General features: G+C 55.4%; 20 protein-coding genes. 7 read left to right on the top strand and 13 right to left on the bottom strand.

The window, feature by feature from the left end; all coding sequences use genetic code 11:
• Window positions 1-9: 9 nt before the first annotated feature.
• On the bottom strand, window positions 10-396 hold the full coding sequence (locus EO763_RS00960; protein WP_103183542.1) for a YijD family membrane protein: 387 nt from the start codon (window positions 394-396) through the stop codon (window positions 10-12).
• A 35-nt stretch (window positions 397-431) separates the two neighbouring features.
• On the bottom strand, window positions 432-1,061 hold the full coding sequence (gene fabR, locus EO763_RS00955; protein WP_010308157.1) for an HTH-type transcriptional repressor FabR: 630 nt from the start codon (window positions 1,059-1,061) through the stop codon (window positions 432-434).
• Between the two features lie 212 nt (window positions 1,062-1,273).
• Here fabR and sthA point away from each other — a divergent pair, with 212 nt between their 5' ends.
• On the top strand, window positions 1,274-2,680 hold the full coding sequence (sthA, locus tag EO763_RS00950; protein WP_039541832.1) for a Si-specific NAD(P)(+) transhydrogenase: 1,407 nt from the start codon (window positions 1,274-1,276) through the stop codon (window positions 2,678-2,680).
• On the opposite strand, the gene oxyR is transcribed toward sthA, so the two are convergent.
• The 10 genes from oxyR to metB all read right to left on the bottom strand — a co-directional run bounded on the left by oxyR (window position 2,672) and on the right by metB (window position 15,302).
• Window positions 2,672-3,580 carry a DNA-binding transcriptional regulator OxyR gene (gene oxyR / locus EO763_RS00945; RefSeq protein WP_010308165.1) on the bottom strand — a complete coding sequence of 303 codons (909 nt, stop codon included), beginning with the start codon at window positions 3,578-3,580 and terminating at the stop codon, window positions 2,672-2,674. The genes sthA and oxyR overlap by 9 nt on opposite strands.
• A 629-nt stretch (window positions 3,581-4,209) precedes the next feature.
• Window positions 4,210-5,106, bottom strand: a complete 897-nt coding sequence (gene metF, locus EO763_RS00940; protein WP_039541835.1) for a methylenetetrahydrofolate reductase — start codon at window positions 5,104-5,106, stop codon at window positions 4,210-4,212.
• A 525-nt stretch (window positions 5,107-5,631) separates the two neighbouring features.
• Window positions 5,632-6,393, bottom strand: coding sequence for a phosphodiesterase (locus tag EO763_RS00935; protein WP_161527807.1), 762 nt, complete (start codon window positions 6,391-6,393; stop codon window positions 5,632-5,634).
• Window positions 6,394-6,440: 47 nt separating this feature from the next.
• A complete protein-coding gene (locus EO763_RS00930) occupies window positions 6,441-7,445 on the bottom strand; it encodes a LacI family DNA-binding transcriptional regulator (protein ID WP_161527806.1) in 1,005 nt (334 codons plus the stop codon).
• Window positions 7,442-8,248 (bottom strand): ABC transporter permease, encoded by an 807-nt coding sequence (locus tag EO763_RS00925; protein WP_029368106.1) that lies wholly within the window; start codon window positions 8,246-8,248, stop codon window positions 7,442-7,444. Before EO763_RS00925 ends, EO763_RS00930 begins: the two co-directional genes overlap by 4 nt.
• A complete protein-coding gene (locus EO763_RS00920; RefSeq protein ID WP_161527805.1) occupies window positions 8,245-9,084 on the bottom strand; it encodes an ABC transporter permease in 840 nt (279 codons plus the stop codon). The genes EO763_RS00925 and EO763_RS00920 overlap by 4 nt, the downstream gene beginning before the upstream one ends.
• 71 nt (window positions 9,085-9,155) lie before the next feature.
• The gene (locus EO763_RS00915) at window positions 9,156-10,289 is read right to left on the bottom strand and encodes an extracellular solute-binding protein (protein ID WP_005973362.1); all 1,134 of its coding nucleotides are present in this window, start codon (window positions 10,287-10,289) and stop codon (window positions 9,156-9,158) included.
• A 22-nt stretch (window positions 10,290-10,311) separates the two neighbouring features.
• The gene (locus EO763_RS00910) at window positions 10,312-11,478 is read right to left on the bottom strand and encodes an ABC transporter ATP-binding protein (RefSeq protein ID WP_161527804.1); all 1,167 of its coding nucleotides are present in this window, start codon (window positions 11,476-11,478) and stop codon (window positions 10,312-10,314) included.
• 225 nt (window positions 11,479-11,703) lie between these two features.
• The gene (locus EO763_RS00905; RefSeq protein WP_161527803.1) at window positions 11,704-14,139 is read right to left on the bottom strand and encodes a bifunctional aspartate kinase/homoserine dehydrogenase II; all 2,436 of its coding nucleotides are present in this window, start codon (window positions 14,137-14,139) and stop codon (window positions 11,704-11,706) included.
• Between the two features lie 2 nt (window positions 14,140-14,141).
• Window positions 14,142-15,302, bottom strand: coding sequence for a cystathionine gamma-synthase (gene metB, locus EO763_RS00900; protein WP_161527802.1), 1,161 nt, complete (start codon window positions 15,300-15,302; stop codon window positions 14,142-14,144).
• Window positions 15,303-15,489: 187 nt separating this feature from the next.
• On the opposite strand from metB, the gene metJ reads away from it, so the two are divergent.
• The 4 genes from metJ to EO763_RS00880 all read left to right on the top strand — a co-directional run bounded on the left by metJ (window position 15,490) and on the right by EO763_RS00880 (window position 18,809).
• Complete coding sequence (gene metJ, locus EO763_RS00895; protein WP_005973355.1) at window positions 15,490-15,807, top strand: met regulon transcriptional regulator MetJ; 318 nt, start codon at window positions 15,490-15,492, stop codon at window positions 15,805-15,807.
• A gap of 222 nt (window positions 15,808-16,029) precedes the next feature.
• Window positions 16,030-16,827, top strand: coding sequence for an ABC transporter ATP-binding protein (locus tag EO763_RS00890; protein ID WP_161527801.1), 798 nt, complete (start codon window positions 16,030-16,032; stop codon window positions 16,825-16,827).
• A gap of 9 nt (window positions 16,828-16,836) precedes the next feature.
• A complete protein-coding gene (locus tag EO763_RS00885) occupies window positions 16,837-17,799 on the top strand; it encodes an ABC transporter substrate-binding protein (protein ID WP_161530311.1) in 963 nt (320 codons plus the stop codon).
• Window positions 17,796-18,809, top strand: a complete 1,014-nt coding sequence (locus EO763_RS00880) for a FecCD family ABC transporter permease (RefSeq protein WP_161527800.1) — start codon at window positions 17,796-17,798, stop codon at window positions 18,807-18,809. Before EO763_RS00885 ends, EO763_RS00880 begins: the two co-directional genes overlap by 4 nt.
• A gap of 72 nt (window positions 18,810-18,881) precedes the next feature.
• Here the strand turns inward: EO763_RS00880 and rpmE are convergent, their stop codons facing one another.
• The gene (gene rpmE, locus EO763_RS00875; RefSeq protein ID WP_010281510.1) at window positions 18,882-19,097 is read right to left on the bottom strand and encodes a 50S ribosomal protein L31; all 216 of its coding nucleotides are present in this window, start codon (window positions 19,095-19,097) and stop codon (window positions 18,882-18,884) included.
• A 272-nt stretch (window positions 19,098-19,369) separates the two neighbouring features.
• Here rpmE and priA point away from each other — a divergent pair, with 272 nt between their 5' ends.
• Both priA and cytR read left to right on the top strand, forming a co-directional pair.
• On the top strand, window positions 19,370-21,568 hold the full coding sequence (priA, locus tag EO763_RS00870; RefSeq protein WP_161527799.1) for a primosomal protein N': 2,199 nt from the start codon (window positions 19,370-19,372) through the stop codon (window positions 21,566-21,568).
• 320 nt (window positions 21,569-21,888) lie between these two features.
• Entirely contained in the window at window positions 21,889-22,899 is a 1,011-nt protein-coding gene (gene cytR / locus EO763_RS00865; protein ID WP_419538876.1) for a DNA-binding transcriptional regulator CytR, read from the top strand.
• Window positions 22,900-22,911 lie beyond the last annotated feature (12 nt).

The following is a 22,911-nucleotide window of genomic DNA, read 5'->3' as shown; positions in this document are numbered from 1 at the left end:
ATCCACCTGCTACAGCGTTTCGCTCTCTTCTGCGGATATGGCATCCGTCTCTTTTCTGCGGCGCAGCTTCAGGCCAATCCAGAAAACCAATACCACGCACAGGATTGAAGGAATAAAGTTCGATCCAATGGCGGGATATTCAACGCGTACGATGGCGCTGTAAATCAGTAATCCCAGCAGAAAACTGGCCGCCGCCAGCATCGGAATGCCTTCCGGCATACTGTGATGCAAATAACGTTGATGCAGGCAATAAATGGACAATACCAGTGCAATCAGGGGAAAAATCGAGAACGGAACAATGCTACTGAACAGGGCGGCAAATGCGCCGTTTACGGATAAACCCGCAATCAACGCCAGAACCAGCGTACCTTTTTCTTGATGAGGTTTGTCTGTCATGGTTTCTCCCTTTTCATGTTGTTGGTATAGAGGATTTATGGCACGGTAAAGCTACTATCGTGTTCTTTTCTGTACCAGTAATAGGCACCTTTGGCGATCATACGCAGTTGCAGTACTAGCCGCTCTTCTAGCTGTTTACGCTGTTCCAGGGAAACATCCAGAGCTTCCGCTCCCGCGCTGAAAACAATGGTCACCATCGCTTCCGACTGCGCTTCCGCGAAACTACGGGGAATATGGTTTTCCACCTCAAGATAATCCGCCAGTTCAGCGATAAAATGCTGAATTTCCCGCGCGACCGCCGCACGGAACGCCGCCGACGTACCTGAACGCTCACGTAGTAACAGCCGGAACGCATTAGGATTATTGCCGATAAATTCCATGAAGGTGGAAACCGATGTCCTGATTACGCTACCGGTTTTGGCGATACGTTGCCGAGCCTGCCGCATTAACTGGCGCAGCATCAGCCCGCTTTCGTCGACCATTGTCAGCCCCAGCTCATCTACGTCACGAAAATGACGATAGAAAGAGGTCGGCGCGATACCCGCCTCACGGGCAACTTCACGCAAGCTCAGGCTGGCAAAGCTGCGCTCAGCGCTTAACTGGCTAAATGCAGCTTCAATAAGGGAACGACGAGTCCGTTCTTTTTGTTGTGCTCTGACACCCATTATGCTGCCCAAATGATCTACTCCCTTTTCCAGAGGGGCACTATAGCAAACTTTATTGTCCGCAGAATGAGACAAAGTTTGCCATATTAAGAATGTGAGAATCTGTTTCCATAGTAAAGGAAGGGATGATTGGGTTCTGCCGCAGTCGATGCTACAATCGCACAATGTTACAGTCGCGTTATTAATTTGTATAAAAACAGGTTTAACCTACCATGACTCTACAACATCAATTCGATTACGATGCCATCGTTATTGGTTCCGGGCCCGGCGGTGAAGGTGCAGCAATGGGATTGGCCAAGCACGGGGCCAAAATTGCGGTGATTGAACGTCACTACAATGTTGGCGGTGGCTGTACCCACTGGGGTACGATTCCTTCCAAAGCCCTCCGCCACGCCGTCAGCCGTATTATCGAGTTCAATCAAAACCCCCTCTACAGTGACAACTCCCGCATTATTCGCTCCTCATTTTCCGACATCCTGCGCCACGCCGACAGCGTCATTGGTCAGCAAACTCGTATGCGACAAGGATTTTATGAGCGTAATCAGTGCGAGTTGTTTTCCGGTGAAGCCAGCTTCATCGATGCACACACGATTGCCGTTCACTACCCAGACAATACCCATGAGACGCTGACCGCCGCGAATATCATCATTGCGACCGGTTCACGTCCATATCATCCGGCAGACGTCGATTTCGACCACCCGCGCATTTATGACAGCGACTCTATATTGCAACTCGACCACGAGCCTCAGCACGTCATCATCTATGGTGCAGGCGTTATCGGCTGCGAATATGCCTCTATCTTTCGCGGCCTGAGCGTTAAGGTCGATTTAGTCAACACCCGCGACAGGCTGCTGGCCTTTCTCGATCAGGAAATGTCGGATGCGCTGTCCTACCATTTCTGGAATAACGGCGTGGTGATTCGTCACAACGAAGAGTTCGAGAGTATTGAAGGGCTGGCTGACGGCGTTATCGTCAATCTGAAATCAGGCAAAAAGATGAAGGCAGATTGCCTACTCTATGCCAACGGGCGCACGGGGAACACGGAAACGCTGGGGCTGGAGAATATCGGCCTGAGCACCGACAGCCGCGGGCAGCTCAAGGTCAACAGCATGTACCAGACGGCGCTGGCGCATATTTATGCCATCGGCGATGTCATTGGCTATCCGAGCCTGGCATCAGCAGCGTACGATCAGGGTAGGCTTGCCGCACAGGCGATTATCAAAGGCGATGCCAGCGCGCATCTGATCGAAGATATCCCGACCGGCATTTATACCATCCCGGAAATCAGCTCCGTGGGGAAAACTGAGCAAGAGCTCACCGCGATGAAAGTGCCTTATGAAGTCGGGCGGGCACAGTTTAAACATCTGGCACGGGCGCAGATTGTCGGGATGAATGTGGGGAGTTTGAAGATTCTGTTTCACCGAGAAACGAAACAGATTCTGGGTATTCACTGCTTTGGCGAGCGCGCGGCGGAGATTATCCACATCGGGCAGGCCATCATGGAACAGAAAGGTGAAGGCAATACTATCGAATATTTCGTTAATACCACCTTCAACTATCCAACCATGGCAGAAGCGTACCGCGTAGCGGCGCTAAACGGGCTTAACCGCTTATTTTGACAGGGTTTCCATATAGCCCTGCATATGCTCGCGGATGGTATCAGCAAGTTGCTCATAGCGTCCGCGCAGCGGTGAACCGGGGCGGTACACCAGCGCGATAGTGCGTTTGGGCTCCGGTTTATAGCACGGCAAATAGCAGACACCATCGCGTTCGCGTTCGCGCGGAACAGACAATGCTGGCAGCAGCGTAATACCGCTTCCGGCTGCGACCATGTTGCGCAGCGTCTCCAGACTGGTCGCCCGGAAATGCGTATCCTCATCCGCCCCTGCCTGAAAACAGAAGCCCATCGCCTGATCGCGCAGGCAGTGACCGTCTTCCAGCATCAACAGTTTTTCGCCCGCCAGATCGGACATTGCCACGCGTTCGCGGTTCGCCCAAGGGTGATCCTGATAAATCGCCAGCTTCATCGGCTCGTCAAACAGAGGAACTTCGATAAAGGCCTCGGACTCTTTCACCATCGCCAGAATGGCGCAGTCCAGTTTGCCGCTGTCCAACTGGGCCAGCAGTTGATGGGTTTGCGCTTCGTGCAGGTACATTTCGAGTTTGGGGAACGTGCGATGCAGCATCGGAATGATTTGCGGCAGCAGATAAGGCCCCACTGTGGGGATCAGGCCGATATGCAGTGGCCCAGACATGGTTTCGCCCTGCTGACTCGCCATCTCTTTTAATACTTTGACCTCGCGTAATACCGTTCGTGCCTGCTCGACCAGCAGCAGACCGGCTTGCGTAAACAAGACCTTGCGGCTGGTGCGCTCAAGCAGCATCACGCCGAGTTCATCTTCCAGTTTACGAATCTGTCCACTGAGTGTTGGCTGACTCACATGGCAGGAATCTGCCGCGCGCCGAAAGTGACGATGTTCTGCCAGCGCGACAAGATACTCTAAGTCCCGAATATTCATTATTATTCTCCTTATCATGATAGCTAACAACGATAGATAGGATACCAATGAACGATAATCCCTATCAATATCCAAAATGAATAATATATCCCACCAAAGCGTATCTATTTATTTCTACAGGAATAAAACAATATTTTTACGATTTCGGTACCGCCAGGGTATACCTGGCCTTCAGCCACGCTATAACAAGCAGACTAACCTCTTCAAGCGATTTGGCAGCGACAGCATTTTGTGTGTGTCGGCCAACGATACTCCGGCGATCGACACTGGGAAATCTGACCAGCAGGCAAAGCCATTAACGGTGGGAATAGGCGGAGAGAAATGGAGGATTCGAATAGTCAGGGAAGTGGTCATAACGCCGCCGAGCGGTCATCGTACCGTTATGAGTGATAGAAACGATTATTTATAGGAACGACTAGCGATAAAAACGGGATAAGAGATAAAAACAGGCGCTGGGGATAATCATTGAATCGGTCAGTAGCAATCGGTCTAACCGCGTGAATAGGAATCTCATCCCTGAGACTCCTCCTTTTCAGAGCCGCCGTAAGTGACGTTGAAAGGCATTCCAATACCGTTACTCTTCGTCACCGCGTTGCGGCCTCTTTCTTCCTGAAATCTTGTTTGTCGCCTCAGCGTGCTACATCAGGGCGGACGCCCAGCGTATGGCAAATCGCATAGCTCAGCTCCGCGCGGTTCAGCGTATAGAAATGGAAATCTTTTACGCCTTCGCGGCTGAGAATTTTCACCATATCCATGGCGATAGACGCCCCTACCATTTTGCGGGTTTCTGGATCGTTATCCAGACCGTCAAACATGGTCGTCATCCAGTTCGGCACGCGGACGTTGGTCATCGTGGCAAATTTCTGCAACTGCTTGAAGTTCGATACCGGCAGAATGCCTGGCACAATTTCTACATCGATGCCGGTCGCCACGCAGCGGTCACGGAATCGCAGATAGCTTTCTACGTCGAAAAAGAACTGTGTGATAGCGCGATTCGCACCAGCATCAATCTTGTGTTTCAGGTTAATCAGGTCAGCCTGTGCGCTTTTCGCTTCAGGGTGTACTTCAGGATAGGCGGCAACGGAAATATCGAAATCGCCGACCTCTTTCAGCAGGGAAACCAGATCCGCCGCGTACATGTCCGGTTTGCCGCCTTCTGGAGGCAAGTCGCCGCGCAGCGCGACAATATGGCGGATACCACTCTCCCAGTAATCCTGAGCGATTTCACGCAGCTGTTCGCGTGAAGCATCGATGCAGGTCAGGTGAGGTGCTGCTTCCAGACCGGTACGCTCTTTAATCGTTTTGATAATGCTATGAGTACGGTCACGCTCGCCAGAATTCGCCCCGTAAGTCACGGAAACAAACTTGGGCTTCAGGCTGCTCAGTCGATCGATAGAGCTCCACAGGGTTTCTTCCATATCGCTGGTACGTGGCGGGAAAAATTCAAATGACACATTAATTCGTCCCTGCAATTCCGCCAGACTCTGATTCAGCGCTTCCCGCTGGTTTGCGTGAAAAAAGCTCATACCTGCTACCCCGTTGACCGTGACTGTTATTATCATTCGATACACGTCTATACGTTTAGACGTCCATATAGAAAATGACGTAATCCGCTTAAAGAGTCAACGTTTTTCAGCACGACAAGCCGTGATGATTACTCACGGTAAATGAAAAAAGTTCATGATGGGTTTCCGCAACGCGCTGTCTTGTAGTCACATTCTTATGTCAACGCGGAGACGGTTTCGTGCGCGATAATGTCGTTATTTTCATGCTACTTCGTAGCACGCGCCCGACATGGGGCGGCTCAAACGCCGCTCGCCCCATGACCCCAGGCTTTCGGCGGGAATTATGCCGCTGACGCGGTTCCATCGGTGTTCCTGACCGCTAGTCGAGCCGCCAGTGACGCGTTCCCTACGCGGCACTGGCTTTCGCGACGTCCTGTCGCTCACTCGGCGGTCAAACCCACCGCTGCATAATTTTTTACGCCGGATAACAGCAAAACCTTCACTCAGACTGCATAAAAATATGATTAAACGATAGGAAACACGTCATCAGCCACAGGGAAAATCGTGAAAATGTACGGTATGCCCTTCTTCTGTCGTCAGAAAAATGGCGTACTGCGGGGCTTCCAGACTAGTTTCAAATCCCGGAGCGAAGCGTAGCGCGGACTGATGGTTTGTGCCGCGTACCGTGCTGAACGATATTCCTCGCCAACCTCCGCTGGCAGGCCGATGCACGTGCCCCGCAGAAATATTCCGCACATTACCGAAGCGGTGGCACACATGATATAGCGCCTCTGCCGCTTCGGGAGCCAATCGAACGTTATCCAGCGCCGGAAGCCCGATCGCCATCGGAGGGTGATGTAGGAACAGGAACACGTTCTTTCCTTCCGTAGCATGAAGCTGCTGTTCCAGCCACGCTAGCCGCACTGAACACAGCGTTCCGGCCACCTCACCAGCCTGCAACGAGTCCAGCAGAATGACGCAATCCTCCCCGACTGCTGTCACGCTCTGCACAAACCCGTTTTCATCCACCAGCGTCGGGAACTGGGCCAAAAACGTCTCCCGGTCATCGTGATTTCCCATCGTCACACGCCAGGGAAGCTGTAGTTCAGCCAGCGCCGAGGCCAGAAACGCATAGGATTCCGCACTGCCGTCATCGGACAGATCGCCGGAGATGACCACCAGATCGGCATCGCGATGGTGTGCGTTGATATCGGCAATCGCCGCTTTCAGTTGCTGTTCCGGGTCACGGCCATGCAAGTTGCCGCCTTGTGCGGTCAAATGGAGGTCGGAAAGTTGAATCAGTTTCATATTTATCCTCGGTTTCACTATCCACGCGCTATCGCCTGCCAGTACCGTTACGCCGACTGGCGGCGGATGAGCGGGGCAGCCACTTTCGCTCGACACGCGGGTTCTTGTACCTGAGACTGGCGTCGATCGAGCAATGCCAGTGCCTGAGCCGCCATCGTTGCGGGATCCTGACGAAACGTCGTCAACGCATAGGCATCCCACCCCGCGGCCGGAATATCATCAAACCCGATGACCATAAGATCCTGCGGAACGGCAAGCCCACACTGCTTTGCGCGATCGATCACGCCGAACGCGACCAAATCGTTAACGCAGAACACCGCATCTGGTCTGACACCTTCTGGGAGCGAAAACAGCGTCTGCCCCACCGCCAGCCCATCGTCATAATCTGTATCATCACCGCGCACCACGGCCACGGGCAGTTCTAACAAACGCGCCTCTTCACAAAATGCCTGTTCACGTTCAATGATATTGGGCGTTGCCGACGCCGCTCCGGCCAGAGCCAGACGCGTTCTGCCCGATGAGGCAAACAGCCGTGCCGCCATGCGCGCGGCGGTGTCATTATCAATATGTACGCTGTCACACGCGGGTTCGTGCCGCCCAATAACAATCAGCGGCTGGCCATTTAGCTGCGCCAATTCGACAAATTCTTTCGGCGGTGAACCGGAAAGCACAATCGTCGCTTCCGCACGGTGACCAAACAGAATGGAGCGCGCGGCAGACATCGCTTCCCGCACATGGCCGGTATTGATGAGTACCGGAATCGAACCACGTTGGATTAACGCCTGCGACAGCTCTGCGACCAGGTTGGCGCGAAACCCGACCTCAGGGTGCGTCACCACCAGCCCAACCAGACGGCTGCTGTTCGCCAGCAGGCCGCGTGCCAGATCGTTAACCTGATACCCCAGTTCCTGCGCTGCCGTCATCACTTTGGCATAGGTGGCAGCCGACACGCTGGCACCGGGAGTAAAACTGCGGGACACCGCCGAGCGCGATACACCAGCCCGACGCGCAACATCCTGTGCGCTGACGTAACCCTGTTTACCCACCGTCATTTCCCTATCCTTGCCATTACGTCGGCCTTCAAAAAACGCTCCACCACCAGCATGAATAGGACGGAAGGAATCAGCAGCACTAGCGCAGTAATAGAAGCGATCTGATAGTTACCGCCCGCCCCAGCGGTATAGAGCAGCAGCGGCATCATCTGCACATCCGGTGCTCCCACAAAGTAGCTGCCAGTAAACTCATCCAGCGATTCGAGGAAAACGAAGATGGCAGATGCCATCAGTCCTGGCATAGCCAGCGGCAGGGTGATATCGACAAAGGCACGCCACGGCCCAGCACCAATCGACCGTGCCGCCTGTTCCATTTCACGCCCCACCGCCGAGAACGCCGCCGAGGCAATCCAGACCGCAAACACCAGCCCGTGAACCGTGTGAACCAGCACAACGCCCAGCAGCGTGCCGTTCAGCCCCCACTGATAAAACAGGCGGGCGATGTTGACGTACACCGTCAAATTCGGGAACGCCTGCGGAATCAGGAATACCAGCAGTATCAATCCACGAGCAGGCAACGGCAGACGCGCCAGTGCATATCCCGCCGGAATCGCCAGCGACAGCGAGGCCAGTACGGTGAACACCGCCACCAGCACGCTATTCCCCAGCGCTTCCCAAGCCACACCGCGCGGCGAAAACACCCGCTTCCAGAAGGCGAAGCCCCACTCATTGGGCAACAGGTGAGGATAGAACCATTTTTCCGCTACCGACCACAGCAGGAGGTTAGCCAATGGCCCAAAGATCAAGAAGATCAGCGTCCCCAGAATCAGCATTCTCGGGATCCACCACAGTACGTTCTTCATGCCTTCTCCCTCATGTTCAAGCGGAGATAAATCACGGCAAACAGGCCAGTCATCAGCAGGGAAATCACCCCCAACGCATTCGCGACGCCGTAATCGCCGTAGGCGTTAATGCGGAAGGCAATGTTGGCAGTGAGCATCGTCGGCGACTGGGCATTGATCATCATCGGTACGGACAGCACCGACATCATGGTGACGAAAGAGAGAATGAGCCCGGTGAGCAGCGTTTGCCCAACCTGAGGCACCACAATTTCACACAAGATACGCAGGCGAGATGCGCCTAAATTACGGGCGGACTCTATCATCGTGCGATCCAGCGACGCCATCGCGCCTGCAACCAGCAATGCCACAAACGGCGTCTGTTTCCAGACGAAAGCGAACACGATGCCGCGCCAGTCCAGCCAGTTGCTGGCGCTGGCGAGATCGACAATGCCAAGCGTATCCAGCGCGCCATTCAACCAGCCGTTCTTGGCCAGAAACGTGCGTAAAATTTGCCCGGTCACGATAAACGGGATAAACAGCGGCCAGCGATAGACCCAGCGCAGCAGCGCCACCATACGCGGGCTTTCCCCCAGCGTCAGGTAGCCGCCGATCATGATGGACAGCAGGCCGATCAGTAGCGTCGCGAGGCTCACAATCAGTAAGGTAAACAGGATATCGGGCAGATACAGCGTCAATGCCGTGACAAAATTATCAATGCCCACGCCATTCTGACTGATAAAAGCGCCCCCAACCGACAGCCCCAGCGGCGTGATAAAACAGACAGCCACCACCGCCAGCGCAGGTAGCACAAGCGCGATACCCGCCAGTCGGGAAGAGAATTGGGATACTTGCAACATGAATGTCTCCGCGCTCTGGCTTCATCCCGCCAGAGCGCATGTGATGCTAAGGGGTATCTAAGCCAGCGGCACTATTTTGCCATCGCCTGCTCGTAGGCGTTTAAAATCGCGGTGTGATAAGGCGCGATAGGGAATGTCTTCCCTTTGCTCGCCAGCTCATCAGGTGTCACATCCGTGAACAGACGTTGCCATACGGCGGGCTTCAGCTCAGCCTGAACGTACTTGGCATCGATCCCCGGATACCAGTTAAAGCGTTCAACGATCCCTTCGGCCTGCACTTTGGCGCTGGTTGCCAGTTCGACAAACTGTTTAGCCAGCTCGCGGTTCGGTGCCTGCGCGGGGATGACATAGTGCATCGGCTGCCCCGGCATACCGGGCGCAGGAAGCAGCAACTTGAAATTGTCCGGCAGCTGTCCACTCGCTTTCCAGGAATAGAACATGTCGACCCACACCGGCCCCATCGCGATTTCACCGCGGCTAAGCATATCGAGCGTGCCAGCGTTGCCCGGTGTCAGCGTCACGTTCTTGTTAAAGGCTTTCAGGCGTTCAAACGCGGGTTGCCATTTCTTCGCTTCCGCCTCATCAAACGGTCCGTTCATCAGCTTCTGGGCATCGCCGCCATAAGCGTAAATCCAGCCCATGACGAAGCTCACTCCCGATGCGCCGCCTTTAATGCCGTTGTAGCCGAACATCTTCGGATTCGCGGCTGCCCACTGTTGGATTTCGTCATAGCTTTTAGGCGGATTCGCTACCATGCTGGGGTTATAGGCCAGCGCTGTCTGGCTACTGAACATCGGCATGACGTAGCCTTTCACGTCTGTACCCATGGCTTTATCCGCAGCAGCCATGCTGACCAGCTTGCCGCTGGCGATATCATCGCGATATTTCAGCAGGTCGCCCTTTTGCACCATCGGGCCGACAAACTTCTCATGCACAACTGCCACATCGGTGTCCCAGACTTTGGCACCAGCGGCCTGTTGTGCATTGAAACGCTCAAGAATCTTCTGCGACCCGGCATCACCTGGCCCGGTACCGACGGCGCGTACTTTTACGCCGGGATGCTGCTTTTCAAACAGCGGCCCTAAGTATTCATTCACATAGTCGACCATGTTCTGGTCACCCGCCGTCAACACCGTTAATTCCTGTGCCTGTACCGCCGCCAGCGGCGTACTCATCATCAGCGTTGCAGCAAAAATGCGTTTCATATCATTTGTCTCCAATTCAGGATCAGGCCGTCAGGCCGGGAAGCGAGGAATAACGTGAAGTGGTATCCGGTACCGCCGTCAAAGGCATAGCCTCTTCTGCCAGCGGGAAAAGAAACAGCGCCTCGGCAGGGATCTGCACGGCAACCCGCTGCCCGATGGCATAGGGACGCGACGCATGAACCTGTATCCGCCAGGTGCCGCTGGAAATCGTATGCTGCCAGTATCCGCCGGGGTAGCTCTGTGCCTGTACCGTGCCGTAGCGCATCAACATGCCGGGCTGGATGAGCGGAACCTCTGCCGGATCGTAAAGACGAGCGGCTTCCGCACGAAAGCGCGCTTCTATCGGGCCAGGCGGTAGCGACGTATTGTCAGGGAGCAGCGAATGGCTCTCGGCATCACCGGGAATCATCAGCGTATCGCCGTCATAACGCGCTTCCAGCACAAGCCGATTTTCCGCCCCCATAAACGCTGCGACAAACGCGCTGGCCGGATGGTGGTACACCTCTTGCGGGCTACCCGCCTGCATGATGCGACCCTGATTCAAAATCACGATGCGATCCGCCATCACCATCGCTTCTTCCCGATCGTGCGTTACGTGGATCGCCGTCAGCCCCAGCCGCTGTTGCAGCGCACGGATCTCATCACGTAGCTGTAGGCGAATACGGGTATCCAGATTGGAGAGCGGTTCGTCCAGCAGCAGAATATCGGGCCGTACCGCCAGCGCACGGCCCAAGGCGACGCGCTGCCGCTGTCCACCGGACAGTTCCGCTGGCTTACGAGCGCTCAGGCCCGTCAAACCCAGCATCGTTTCCAGTTCCGCGACACGGCTGGCAATTTCTGCACGCGGGACACGGCGCAAACGCAGTCCGTAAGCAATATGCTGTGCCACCGTCATGTGCGGCCACAGCGCATAGCTCTGAAACACCAGCGCCATTCCGCGTTTCTCTGGCGGCGCTTGCGTCATATCCTGCCCGTTAACGCGAATCGCCCCCGCACGCGGTGACGAGAAACCAGCAACCGTACGCAGTAACGTCGTCTTGCCACATCCTGACGAACCGAGCAACGCCACGAATTCGCCCTGTGCAATCTCCAGATGGATATCGTTCAAGACGGCTGTCGTGCCGTATCCAACATGTAGATGGTCGATGACAATGTGCGGGGCTGCCGCAGAGGAAGTTGTTTTTTGCACAGCTGTGCATTCCACGATAAGCAAACAATGCGCTGATTGTGCGGTGACATCGTGTCAGTGGCGTGTTGTCACCGTGACATTTCAATGACACGACTGACGGGGAAGATAGCGGTGGGGATTTTTTAGCGAGAAGGGAAACGAGGGAATGGGTCTCTTGAGTATTGGCCATCTCCTAATGTGCGGAGACGGCCAACAATAGCAATCATGTCGCTATTAAAACAGGTTCTATAACAGCTGCGCCAAACGGTTTAGGTCAGATTGAAGCGCACCCGCCGTGACATCGCGCCCCGCGCCTGGCCCACGGATAACCAGCGGGTTATCCCGATACCAGCGGCTTTCGATCGCAAACACGTTATCACCCGGCAGCAGCGAGGCCAGCGGATGATCGGGGCGAACCGCTTCAACGCCCACGCGCGCTTTACCATTGCTGTCAAAGCGTGCGACGTGACGCAGAACCAAGCCCATTTCTTGTGCGGCTTCCAGACGTTGCAGCATCTGTTCGTTCAGCGAATCACCGTTCTCGAAGAAGTAATCGACAGATCCCTGTTCACAGCCCGGCGGCACCAGCGACTCAACCCGAACCTGACTCGGTTCGATATCATAGCCAGCCTCACGCGCCAGAATCACCAGCTTGCGCATAACGTCCTGACCGGAAAGGTCAACACGCGGATCGGGCTCGGTCAGCCCCTGCTGACAAGCCTGATCGACCAGGTCGGTGAACGGCACGGTGCCGTCAAACTGCAAGAACAGCCAGGAAAGCGTGCCGGAGAAAATCCCGCTAATCGCCAGAATACTGTCGCCACTTTCCCGCAGATCGCGTACCGCAAAGTTGACCGGCAACCCTGCGCCGACGGTCGCGTTATACAGCCAGTGACGATCCGTTTTCGCGAACGCGTCGCGGATCTGGCGATAGTTATTGCCGCCTGATGCACCCGCCAATTTATTGGCGCTGATGACATGGAAACCATAGCTGGCGAAATCCAGATACAGATCGGCGACCGATTCACTGGCGGTGACGTCCAGCACCACCAAATCATCGAAGGGATGCGAACGCATCCACAGGAACAGATCTTCACCATCCCGCTCTTGCGCTTCACTTTCGAAGAAAGCCAACGCGCGGCTGGCATCCAGCCCATCATCATTCAGCAGGCTGCGCGTACTGTCCACCACGCCAGCGAGTACAAACTCAAAACCGGTACGTGCAGACAGGTTACTCTGCTCACGCGCAAACAGCTCCAGCCAGCGTGAACCAATATTCCCTTTGCCAAACAGCACTAACCCAATACGTTTTTCTGCCCGGAACAGTGAATGGTGCAACCCACGAATCAAATGCTCCGTCGGACCAACGCGCAGCACGGCAACCAGACTGATGCCATCATCGGCCTGACGGACAAATTCAATCGGCTGATCTTTCAACTGCTGATAGAAACGGTGGCTGTGCAGCGGATTTTTACCCACGCCCGCACCGACCATCGCGACCATCGCCAATCCGTCACGCTGGTTGAGCTCAACGGGTAACGCAGCTTGTGCCAGCAGTTGCAGCGCGCTATCCACCACTTCGGAGGTGTAGCACAGTTGCAGCAGATTACGATCCTGATGAACGCCGATCGCCAGCGGTTTCAACTGTGCACGGTTCAGAAGCTGTTCGACTTCTTTTTGCAGCAGCGCGAAATCGTGTTCGGAAGGAACCTGAACTTCAATCAGGCAGACATCGTCGTGGCTGGTGACGATTTTGGCACCCGTACCTGAGGCCAGCACGCGTTCAATGCGCGTCGACCCCTGTTCAGGCTGATAGCTGCAACGCAGTTGCAAATCGATATCGCTGCCGGAAACAGGCTGTAAGGTACGCGTATGTAATACCGGTGCTGCCAGACGTGCCAGTTCACTGGCTTCATCCAGACGCAGCAGCGGCAGCAGGCAGGCATCTTTCACTTTGCGTGGGTCAGCGCTATACACCCCAGCGACGTCGCTCCAGATAGTCACGCGTTCAACGCCCGCCAACGCACCAATTTGTGTGGCGGAATAGTCACTCCCGTTGCGCCCCAGCAGCACCGTTTCACCCGCGTCATTGCGGCTGATAAAACCCGTTACCACTAAACGCTGCCCTGCGTGTTGCGTCAGATATTGCTGCAACAGCGGCCAGGAACGGCCTTCATCAACCTGCGGCTGCGCGGCACGCTCCGCACAGAGAAAATCACGCGCATCCAGCCACGCTGCATTCATATCCCTGTGATTCAGCACGGCGGACATCAGGCGAGCCGACCAGATTTCACCGTGCCCGACCACTTCGGCGTAGACGGCATCCGTCATCTTGCCATCCAGCAGCGCAGCCAAACGCTCCAGATCGCGAATAAACTGGGCGGTCAGCGCTTCTGCCTCTTGCGCAGGCAGCAGCCCGCCAATCAGTTCACTGTGGTAGCGGCGTAATGTCTGCTGAACCTGATGTGCTGACAGACGATCGCTTTGGCTCAGTTTCAACCAGCTAATCAGCTGGTTTGTGGTACTGCCTGCGGCAGACACCACCATCAAATCACCGGGGTGGCTATACTCCGCCATAATACCGGCTACGCGCAGGTAACACTTCACATCGGCCAGACTGCTACCGCCAAACTTATGCAACTGTCGGCCTGTTACCGGTGGCGCTACTCCTAATGCACTCATTCTTACCTCTTGGCAGCGGCTTGAAACGCACGATCCAGATCGGCAACCAGGTCATCGCCGTCTTCAATGCCGGTGGAAATGCGCAGTAATGTTTCAGAGATACCCGCTGCGGCACGCGCTTCTGGCGCCATACCGGCATGCGTCATCGTTGCCGCATGAGAGATGAGGCTTTCAACGCCGCCCAGTGATTCTGCCAGCGTGAACAGTTCCAGCGACGCCAGAAAACGCCGCAAGGTGTCTTCATCCCCATCCAGCTCAAAACTTAGCATAGCGCCAAAGCCGGATTGTTGACGGCGGGCAATATCATGGCCGGGATTGTTCGGCAGTGAAGGATGGTACAGCGCCTTCACCAACGGCTGCGTCTGTAAGAATTCAACCACTTGTTGCGCATTACGCTGCGCGGCTGCCATACGTGGCGATAAGGTACGCAGGCCACGTAGCAACAGATAGCTGTCAAACGCCGCGCCCGTAACGCCAATGTTGTTCGCCCACCAGGCCAGTTCAGTAATGGTATCGGCATCTCTGGCGATCACCGCACCCGCGACGACATCAGAGTGACCATTCAGGTACTTGGTGCACGAATGCACCACCAGATCGGCACCCAGCTCCAGCGGCTTCTGCAACGCTGGGCTCAGGAAGGTGTTATCCACCACGCTGACCGCGCCCGCTTCCCGCGCGGCCTGACAAATCGCGGCAATATCCACGACGCGCAGCAGCGGATTGCTCGGGCTTTCCACCAGCACCAGCTTCGGCTTTTCTGCCAATGCCGCGTTGAGCGCATCATTATCACTTTGATCGACAAATTTGACGCGAAACGCGCCACGCTTGCTCAGACTGTCAAACAGACGATAACTGCCGCCGTAGCAATCATGCGGTGCCACCAGCAGATCGCCGGGACGCAGGAATACCGTGCAAACCAGCATAATCGCCGACATTCCGCTGCTCGTCATTACCGCACCTGCACCACCTTCCAGTTCGGCAAGCGCACGCTGCACGACATCACGCGTGGGGTTACCGCGACGCGAATAGTCGTGTACGCGTGGCTGGTTGAATCCGGTAAAGTTATACGTGCTGGAAAGGTGAATGGGTGGGACGACGCAGCCATACTGCTCATCATCATTTAACCCGCTGCGGACTGCGATCGTTGCCTGTTTACGCGTCATCGGCTCATTTCCTGGCTGGAGGCTGAAAAGATAGGAACTTAAGAGTAAACGCAGTTTTAATGGACGTCAACACATCTAGACATCTAAACTTCTTTGCGTATAGATTGAGCATAAGCATAATAACCGCTAGAATTGTGGCATTTCATGACAGATGCTGTCTTCATTAGATTAATTTTTAAGGTATCCCATGGCTGAGTGGAACGGCGAGTATGTCAGCCCTTACGCTGAACACGGTAAAAAAAGCGAGCAAGTCAAGAAGATAACAGTATCTATCCCACTGAAAGTATTAAAGATACTGACTGACGAACGCACGCGTCGTCAGGTGAACAACCTGCGCCATGCCACCAACAGCGAGCTGCTGTGCGAGGCGTTTCTGCACGCGTTCACGGGACAACCGTTACCGAATGACGAAGACCTGCGTAAAGAACGCAGCGATGAAATTCCTGAAGCCGCGAAAATCATCATGCGTGAAATGGGTATCGACCCGGATACGTGGGAATACTGATCGCGTTTACACTATCGATTTTCTTGCTAACCCCGCCTCCCTCGGCGGGGTTTTGCTATGCAGAGAGTCCCACTCAACACATCACTCCTCATTAACCTGAACCTCAACCTCGCTGCTCGCGCTTCTTCCTCTCTTTTCCGCTCACGGTGTGAGTCGGGATTGCATTTAATTTGTTATGTTATAACATATCTTTTTAATCTATGACGATGATATGCCCGCATCATGACAGAGCGTCTCTCTACTAAACCCGTGCTGCTACAGCTTCACCATGTTTCCGTTGCCGACGCCAATCGCACGCCGAGGCTCAGTGATATTTCTCTGTCCATGCAGGCTGGAGAGCGTTTGGCGCTGGTTGGGCCCAACGGCAGCGGCAAGTCCACGCTGTTACGCGTGTTGACCAGCGAACTCGGCGCGACAACGGGGTACATCCAGTTGAACGGCCAGCCGTTGAACACACTCAGCCGCCATGAACGAGCAAAGCGCATCGCGATTCTGGCGCAGAACGATGCACCGGATCTACGCTTGCGGGTCGCGGAATACGTCGCCTTAGGACGAATTCCACACCACGGATTCAGCACACCTGCGCAGGATCGCCAGCTCATCGAGGAAGCGCTGGACGATACTGGCTTATTACCGCTACGCCACCGCCTGCTGGGCACACTCTCCGGCGGGGAACGTCAACGCGCGGCACTGGCGCGTGCTTTCACACAAACGCCGCAGCTCCTGCTGCTGGATGAACCGACTAACCATCTCGATCCGTTAGCGCGTGCGCAGTTGCTGTCTCTCGTGCGGAAACGCGGTATTTCAACGCTGGCGGTGCTGCATGACCTGCCACTGATCACCCCCTTTGCCGACCGCGTCGCCGTTTTGCAGCAGGGAACGCTACTCCGCTGGGGAACGCCCGCACACGCGCTGAGCGCCGACTGTGTGAAATCCGTATTTGGGATGGAGAGCTTTACGGTGCCGCACCCGATAAACGGCTCACCGATTCGCATCTTTGAAGCCCCTGAACTGCACTAAGGAACCATGATGAAAATAACGCTTCTGTCTGGACTGCTGGCATTGACGTCGTGCTGGGTACACGCCTCGAGTTTCCCCGTCACGGTCGACAGCTGTAGGCAACCGCTAACCTTTATCCAGCCGCCGCAACGAGCCGTTATTCATGACCTGAACATGACGGAGATGGTGTTTGCACTTGGGCTACAAAAAAATATCGTCGGGCTGACCGGCATCACTGGCTGGTACAAAGCGCCCCCAAGCTTTATCAAGCAGCAGGGCACGATCCCTGAACTGGCAGCAAAATACCCGACGTTAGAAAACCTGCTGGCCGTACACCCGGATTTCTTCTTTGCTGGGTGGAACTACGGCATGAAAGTGGGCGGAGAAGTCACCCCGCAATCGCTGAAAAAATACGGCATTCAGACGCTGGTACTCAGCGAAAGTTGCGTGTTCACCGAACAACAGCAACAGCGTCCACGTGCCAGCATGGATCTGCTCTACGGCGATATGCTGAAACTGGGGAAAATCTTCGGTAAGCAGGAACAGGCTCAGGAACAGATTGACGGCTGGAAACAGCACATTGCCGAACTGCAAACCCGCATTGGCAATCAGCCAAAGCGGAAGGTTTTTCTGTATGACTCTGGCGACGATAAGCCCTTTACCAGCGGAAAATTCGCTATGCCAACCGCCATCATTGAAGCTGCGGGCGGCAAGAACGTAATGGACGATATAGAAACGAGCTGGGCCTCGACATCGTGGGAGAGCGTGGCGGCACGCGAACCCGACTTTATCATTTTGCTGGATTACCAGACGGGCAACGGTGCGGATGCGTTAAGGCGCTTTCTGGAATCACATCCGCTAATGAAATTTACCCCAGCCGTACAGCAGCATCGCTATCTAAAGCTGCAATATGCAGAGCTTACGCCGGGACCTGCGAATATCGCCGCTATTGATAAACTGGCACGCGCACTCTACCCGGATGCCTTTAAGTGAGCCCAACGTCCTCACGCTATGCCGCGACCGTCGTTATCGCGCTGCTGATATTGGTTGGGCTGATGCTGTTAAATATTGCGACAGGCAGCACGACGATTCCCCTTACGCAGGTCGCCAGCGCATTGAGGTTCTCGTCTACGGAAGTTTCACCGATGACATCACGTATCATTCTGGAACTACGCATTCCCCGCAGCCTGCTGGCAGCGCTGTGCGGCGCGGGTTTAGCCATGGTTGGTGCCTTCTTGCAAACGGCAACCCGCAACGATCTGGCCGACCCTTTTCTGTTCGGCCTGTCTGCCGGAGCCTCGGCGGGTGCGGTCGCCGTCATCACCCGCTTTGGCGAGCAACTGGGTGACTGGGCGCTGCCGATGGCGGCCTTCTGTGGCGGCATTTTATCGGCCGTCGCCGTGACGGTGCTGTTCCTGCTGCAACAGGCGCGGGGCGCAGAGCGACTGATCATCTGCGGATTGGCGATCTCGTTTCTGTTCGGCGCACTGACGAACTACCTGGTATTTTCCGGCGATCAGCGGGCCGCCAGCTCGATTCTTTTCTGGTCACTGGGCGGACTGGGTCTTGCCCGCTGGGATACATTACCGTTCGCGGTGTTCAGCGTCCTGCTGCTATTCGGCCTCACCGCCCTGCGCTGGCGGGCGCTCGACGCTCTGCTGGCAGGCGGACAAACGGCGGCCTCAATGGGCGTTAATCTGTCCCGCGTACGGGTGGAAATTTTTATCTGCTGCGCGTTCGCCACGTCGCTGTTAGTCGCGCTGACCGGCGTGATCGGTTTTATCGGCCTGATGATTCCCCATCTGGCGCGCCCGCTGAGCGGCGTATTGCACAAGAAGCTGCTGCCGCTGACTGCCGTGCTAGGTGCGATACTGTTGTGCGGCGGCGATTGGCTCAGCCGACAGTTGCTGGCACCTCAGGAATTACCCATCGGGATTATTACAGCGGGATTGGGCGGCATCTTCGTTCTGGGGATGCTGGTAAAACGCCAGCAGGGACACTGACCCGCCAGAAACAACAAAGGCACCTGTCGGTGCCTTTGCAGAAAGTTACTGTGCCAATGAGGCCAGTAAACCTTATTTTTTAGCGCCTGGAACGGAGAAACGCTTGTTGAAGCGGTCAACACGGCCACCGGTTGCAACATCACGTTGTTTGCCAGTGTAGAACGGGTGGCATTCGCCACAAACGTCCAGGTTCAGGTCACGACCCACAGTAGAATGGGTTTTGATCACGTTACCGCAAGAGCAAGTCACAGTAACTGCAGAATAATTCGGGTGAATACCTTTTTTCATGGGGGAAACCTCTGTTAAGGCCGTGTCGCTATCCAGCCCTGTTCCGCCAGACACCACACGAAAGTTGTATGAGTAAGTTCATTATGCAAATGGCACAATGGCGGCGGATCATACAGAATCCGCTACCCTGATGCAATCGCATCCACACATTATCCCTCGCAGCATGTACACTAGCGCCTTGCCTTATTTTCACCCTGCGTCGCGCATAATACAAACCGCTCGGTTATGTCATGGAACGCCACGCAAATCACGTCGACTATCACGGAGAGGTTATGTCTGTCGCTCAGGTCGCTTTGCCCGTGCCATTGGCACGTACATTCGATTATTTGCTACCCGCAGGAGGCGTGACTCCGCAGGTCGGCGCACGCGTCAGCGTCTCCTTTGGTCACCGTAAAGCGATCGGCATTATTACCGCACTGAGCGATACCAGCGAACTTCCGCTTGAGCAATTAAAACCTGTGCATGACGTGCTGGACGAGCAGCCACTGTTTCCGTCCAGCCTGTGGCGCATTTTGCTGTGGGCTGTTGAGTACTATCACTACCCGATTGGCGAAGTGCTGTTCCACGCGCTGCCGATACTACTGCGTCAGGGGAAACCCGCACACCGCGCGCCGCTCTGGCAGTGGTTTGCTACCGAACAAGGCCGAGCGACACCGCTCAGCACGCTCAAACGGGCCGCGAAACAGCAGCAGGCGCTGGCGGCCTTACTCCAGTCGCCGCTTTATCGCCATCAGGTAAGCGAAATCGGGCTGACCGAGACAGCATTGCAGGCGCTGCGTAGCAAAGGGCTGTGCGAATTACAGGCCGCAGAGCAAACGCTTCACGACTGGCGTCAAAGCTTTAGCATGGCAACCGACCGCCTGCGCCTGAATACCGAACAGGCCACTGCTGTCGGCGCGATCCGCAGCGAAGATAACCACTTTGCCGCCTGGCTGCTCGCGGGCATCACCGGTTCAGGCAAAACTGAAGTCTATCTCAGCGTGCTGGAAAATGTACTGGCGCAGGGCAAGCAAGTGCTGGTATTAGTGCCGGAAATTGGCCTGACGCCGCAAACGATCGCCCGCTTTCGCGAACGATTTAACGCTCCGGTGGATGTGCTGCACTCGGCACTCAACGACAGCGAGCGCCTTGCCGTCTGGCTACGCGCCCGCAGCGGTGAAGCGGCTATCGTCATCGGAACGCGGTCAGCGTTATTTACTCCCTTTGCCCGTTTGGGGCTGATTGTGATCGATGAAGAACACGACAGTTCCTACAAACAGCAGGAAGGCTGGCGCTATCACGCCCGTGATTTGGCGGTCTTCCGCGCCAGAGAAGAAGACATTCCCATCGTCATGGGAACGGCAACGCCCGCGCTGGAAACGCTGTATAACGTCCAGATTGGCAAATATCGACGCTTGAATCTGACCAAAAGAGCGGGCAATGCCGCACTGGCCAAACAGCACGTTATCGATCTGAAAGGGTTGCCGCTGACGGCCGGGTTATCTCAGCCGTTGATTACCCGCATCCGCCACCATCTGACGAATGATAATCAGGTTATTTTGTTCCTCAATCGGCGCGGGTTCGCCCCCGTGGTGATGTGCCACGAATGCGGCTGGATTGCAGAGTGTCAGCGCTGCGATCACTACTATACCTACCACCAGCATCAGAAGATGTTGCGCTGCCACCACTGCGACAGTCAGCGTCCGGTTCCACAACAGTGCCCCGGCTGCGGCTCGACCAATATGGTGCCCGTCGGTCTGGGAACCGAGCAGTTGGAACAAAGCCTTGCGCCGATCTTTCCAGATGTCCCGATCACCCGCATCGACCGTGATACCACCAGCCGTAAAGGGGCGCTTGAGCAGCAGCTCTCGCAGGTCAGGCAGGGAGGTGCTCGCCTTCTCATCGGCACACAGATGTTGGCGAAAGGGCATCACTTCCCTGACGTGACGCTAGTCGCTTTGCTGGACGTTGACGGTTCGCTGTTCTCTGCCGACTTCCGCGCAGCCGAACGTTTTGCGCAGCTCTATACTCAGGTGGCAGGTCGCGCAGGACGTGCGGGCAAGGCGGGCGAAGTAGCACTGCAAACTCACCACCCAGAACATCCGCTATTACAAACACTGCTGCAACAGGGCTACGATGCCTTTGCCAGCCAGGCGCTTACCGAACGAAAAAGCGTTTTTCTGCCGCCGTTTACCAGCCATATCCTCTTCCGCGCTGACGATCACGATAACCAGCAGGCCGCGTTATTCCTCCAGCAGTTGCGTAATTTGCTGGAGGCGAGCCCATTGCGAGATGAATCACTCTGGCTATTGGGCCCGGTACCCGCTTTACAACCCAAACGCGCAGGGCGCTTCCGCTGGCAGCTCTTGCTACAGCATCCTTCCAGAGCGCTATTGCAGAAACTAGTCAGAACGTCGCTGACGCTGATCGGTACGCTGCCACAGGCGCGTAAAGTGAAATGGATGCTGGATGTCGACCCCACAGACAGTTAGCGTTTCCTGTTAACTACGTTTGGGTTTCTTGCCACGCATTTTTTGCGATCGGCGTCGAGAACACGATATTCATCACACTTTCTGTGCAAATTAAGCAACAAAACCTGCGTTCAATCTGTTATCACTGTCTGCGCAGGCAGTATGCTGGCTAGGTCATGTACTGACGTATCGTGCCATCAGTTGGCTGACTGCGCCGAAAAGCGTGACCCGTAATCATAGAAAGTCAGCAGACAGGAACGTTCTGCTGGCAGTCAGCGCCAGTTAACGCTGACGCAAGGAGAAAAGCGTTGAAGCAGAAGAAAGGCGTCACCACGGCGACGATGAAAGACGTGGCGGATGAGGCGGGTGTTTCCACCGCTACCGTATCCCGAACGTTAATGAACCCAGAGAAAGTCTCTGCGACCACCCGTAGGAAGGTCGAGCAGGCTGTCATCGCCGTTGGCTATTCGCCCCACGCGCTCAACAGGAATCTCAAGCGTAACGAATCGCGTACGATCCTGACGATCGTCCCGGATATCTGCGATCCTTATTTTTCCGAAATATTTCGCGGGATCGAGGAAACGGCAGCCGAACACGGCTATCTGGTGTTGATTGGCGATTGCGCTCACCAACATCAAAAAGAAAAAACCTTCGTCGACCTGATTATTACCAAACAGATCGACGGCATGCTATTACTCGGTTCCAATCTGCCGTTTGACGCAGGCCAGGAAGAACAGCGTAATCTGCCGCCGATGGTGATGGCGAATGAGTTCTCACCGGATCTGGCGCTGCCCACCGTGCATATCGATAACCTGACCGCCGCTTTTGAAGCCGTACATTATCTGTATCAGGCGGGTCATCAGCGCATCGCCTGCATTGCGGGTCCAGAACACATGCACCTGAGCCAATACCGTTTGCAGGGGTACATTCAGGCCTTGCGCCGCAACGGAATTCTGATCGATAACCAGTACATCTTTCGGGGCGATTTCACCTACGAAACCGGGATTAACGGCCTGATTGCGCTGATGCAACATCCGCAGCCACCCAGCGCAATCTTCTGTCACAGTGACCTCATGGCGCTGGGCGTGCTGGCGCAGGCCAGAAAGATGGGGCTAGATATCCCGCGTGACCTCTCCGTTATCGGTTTCGATGATATCGAACAGGCGCAATACAGCTGGCCTCCTCTGACCTCTGTCGCCCAGCCCCGTTATCAGATCGGACGCGAGGCAATGCTGCTACTCTTAGAGCAGTTGCAAGGTAACACGGTACAAAGTGGTTCGCGTCTGTTGTCCAGTGAGTTGGTCATACGCGACAGCGTCGCCGCCCCGAATTACGCCCGTAACAGGCTTTAAGACTTCAGGTGC

Origin of the sequence: Pectobacterium odoriferum (assembly GCF_009931295.1) — a bacterium.
GTDB lineage: Bacteria > Pseudomonadota > Gammaproteobacteria > Enterobacterales > Enterobacteriaceae > Pectobacterium > Pectobacterium odoriferum.
This window is presented reverse-complemented; position numbering and strand designations above follow the sequence as displayed.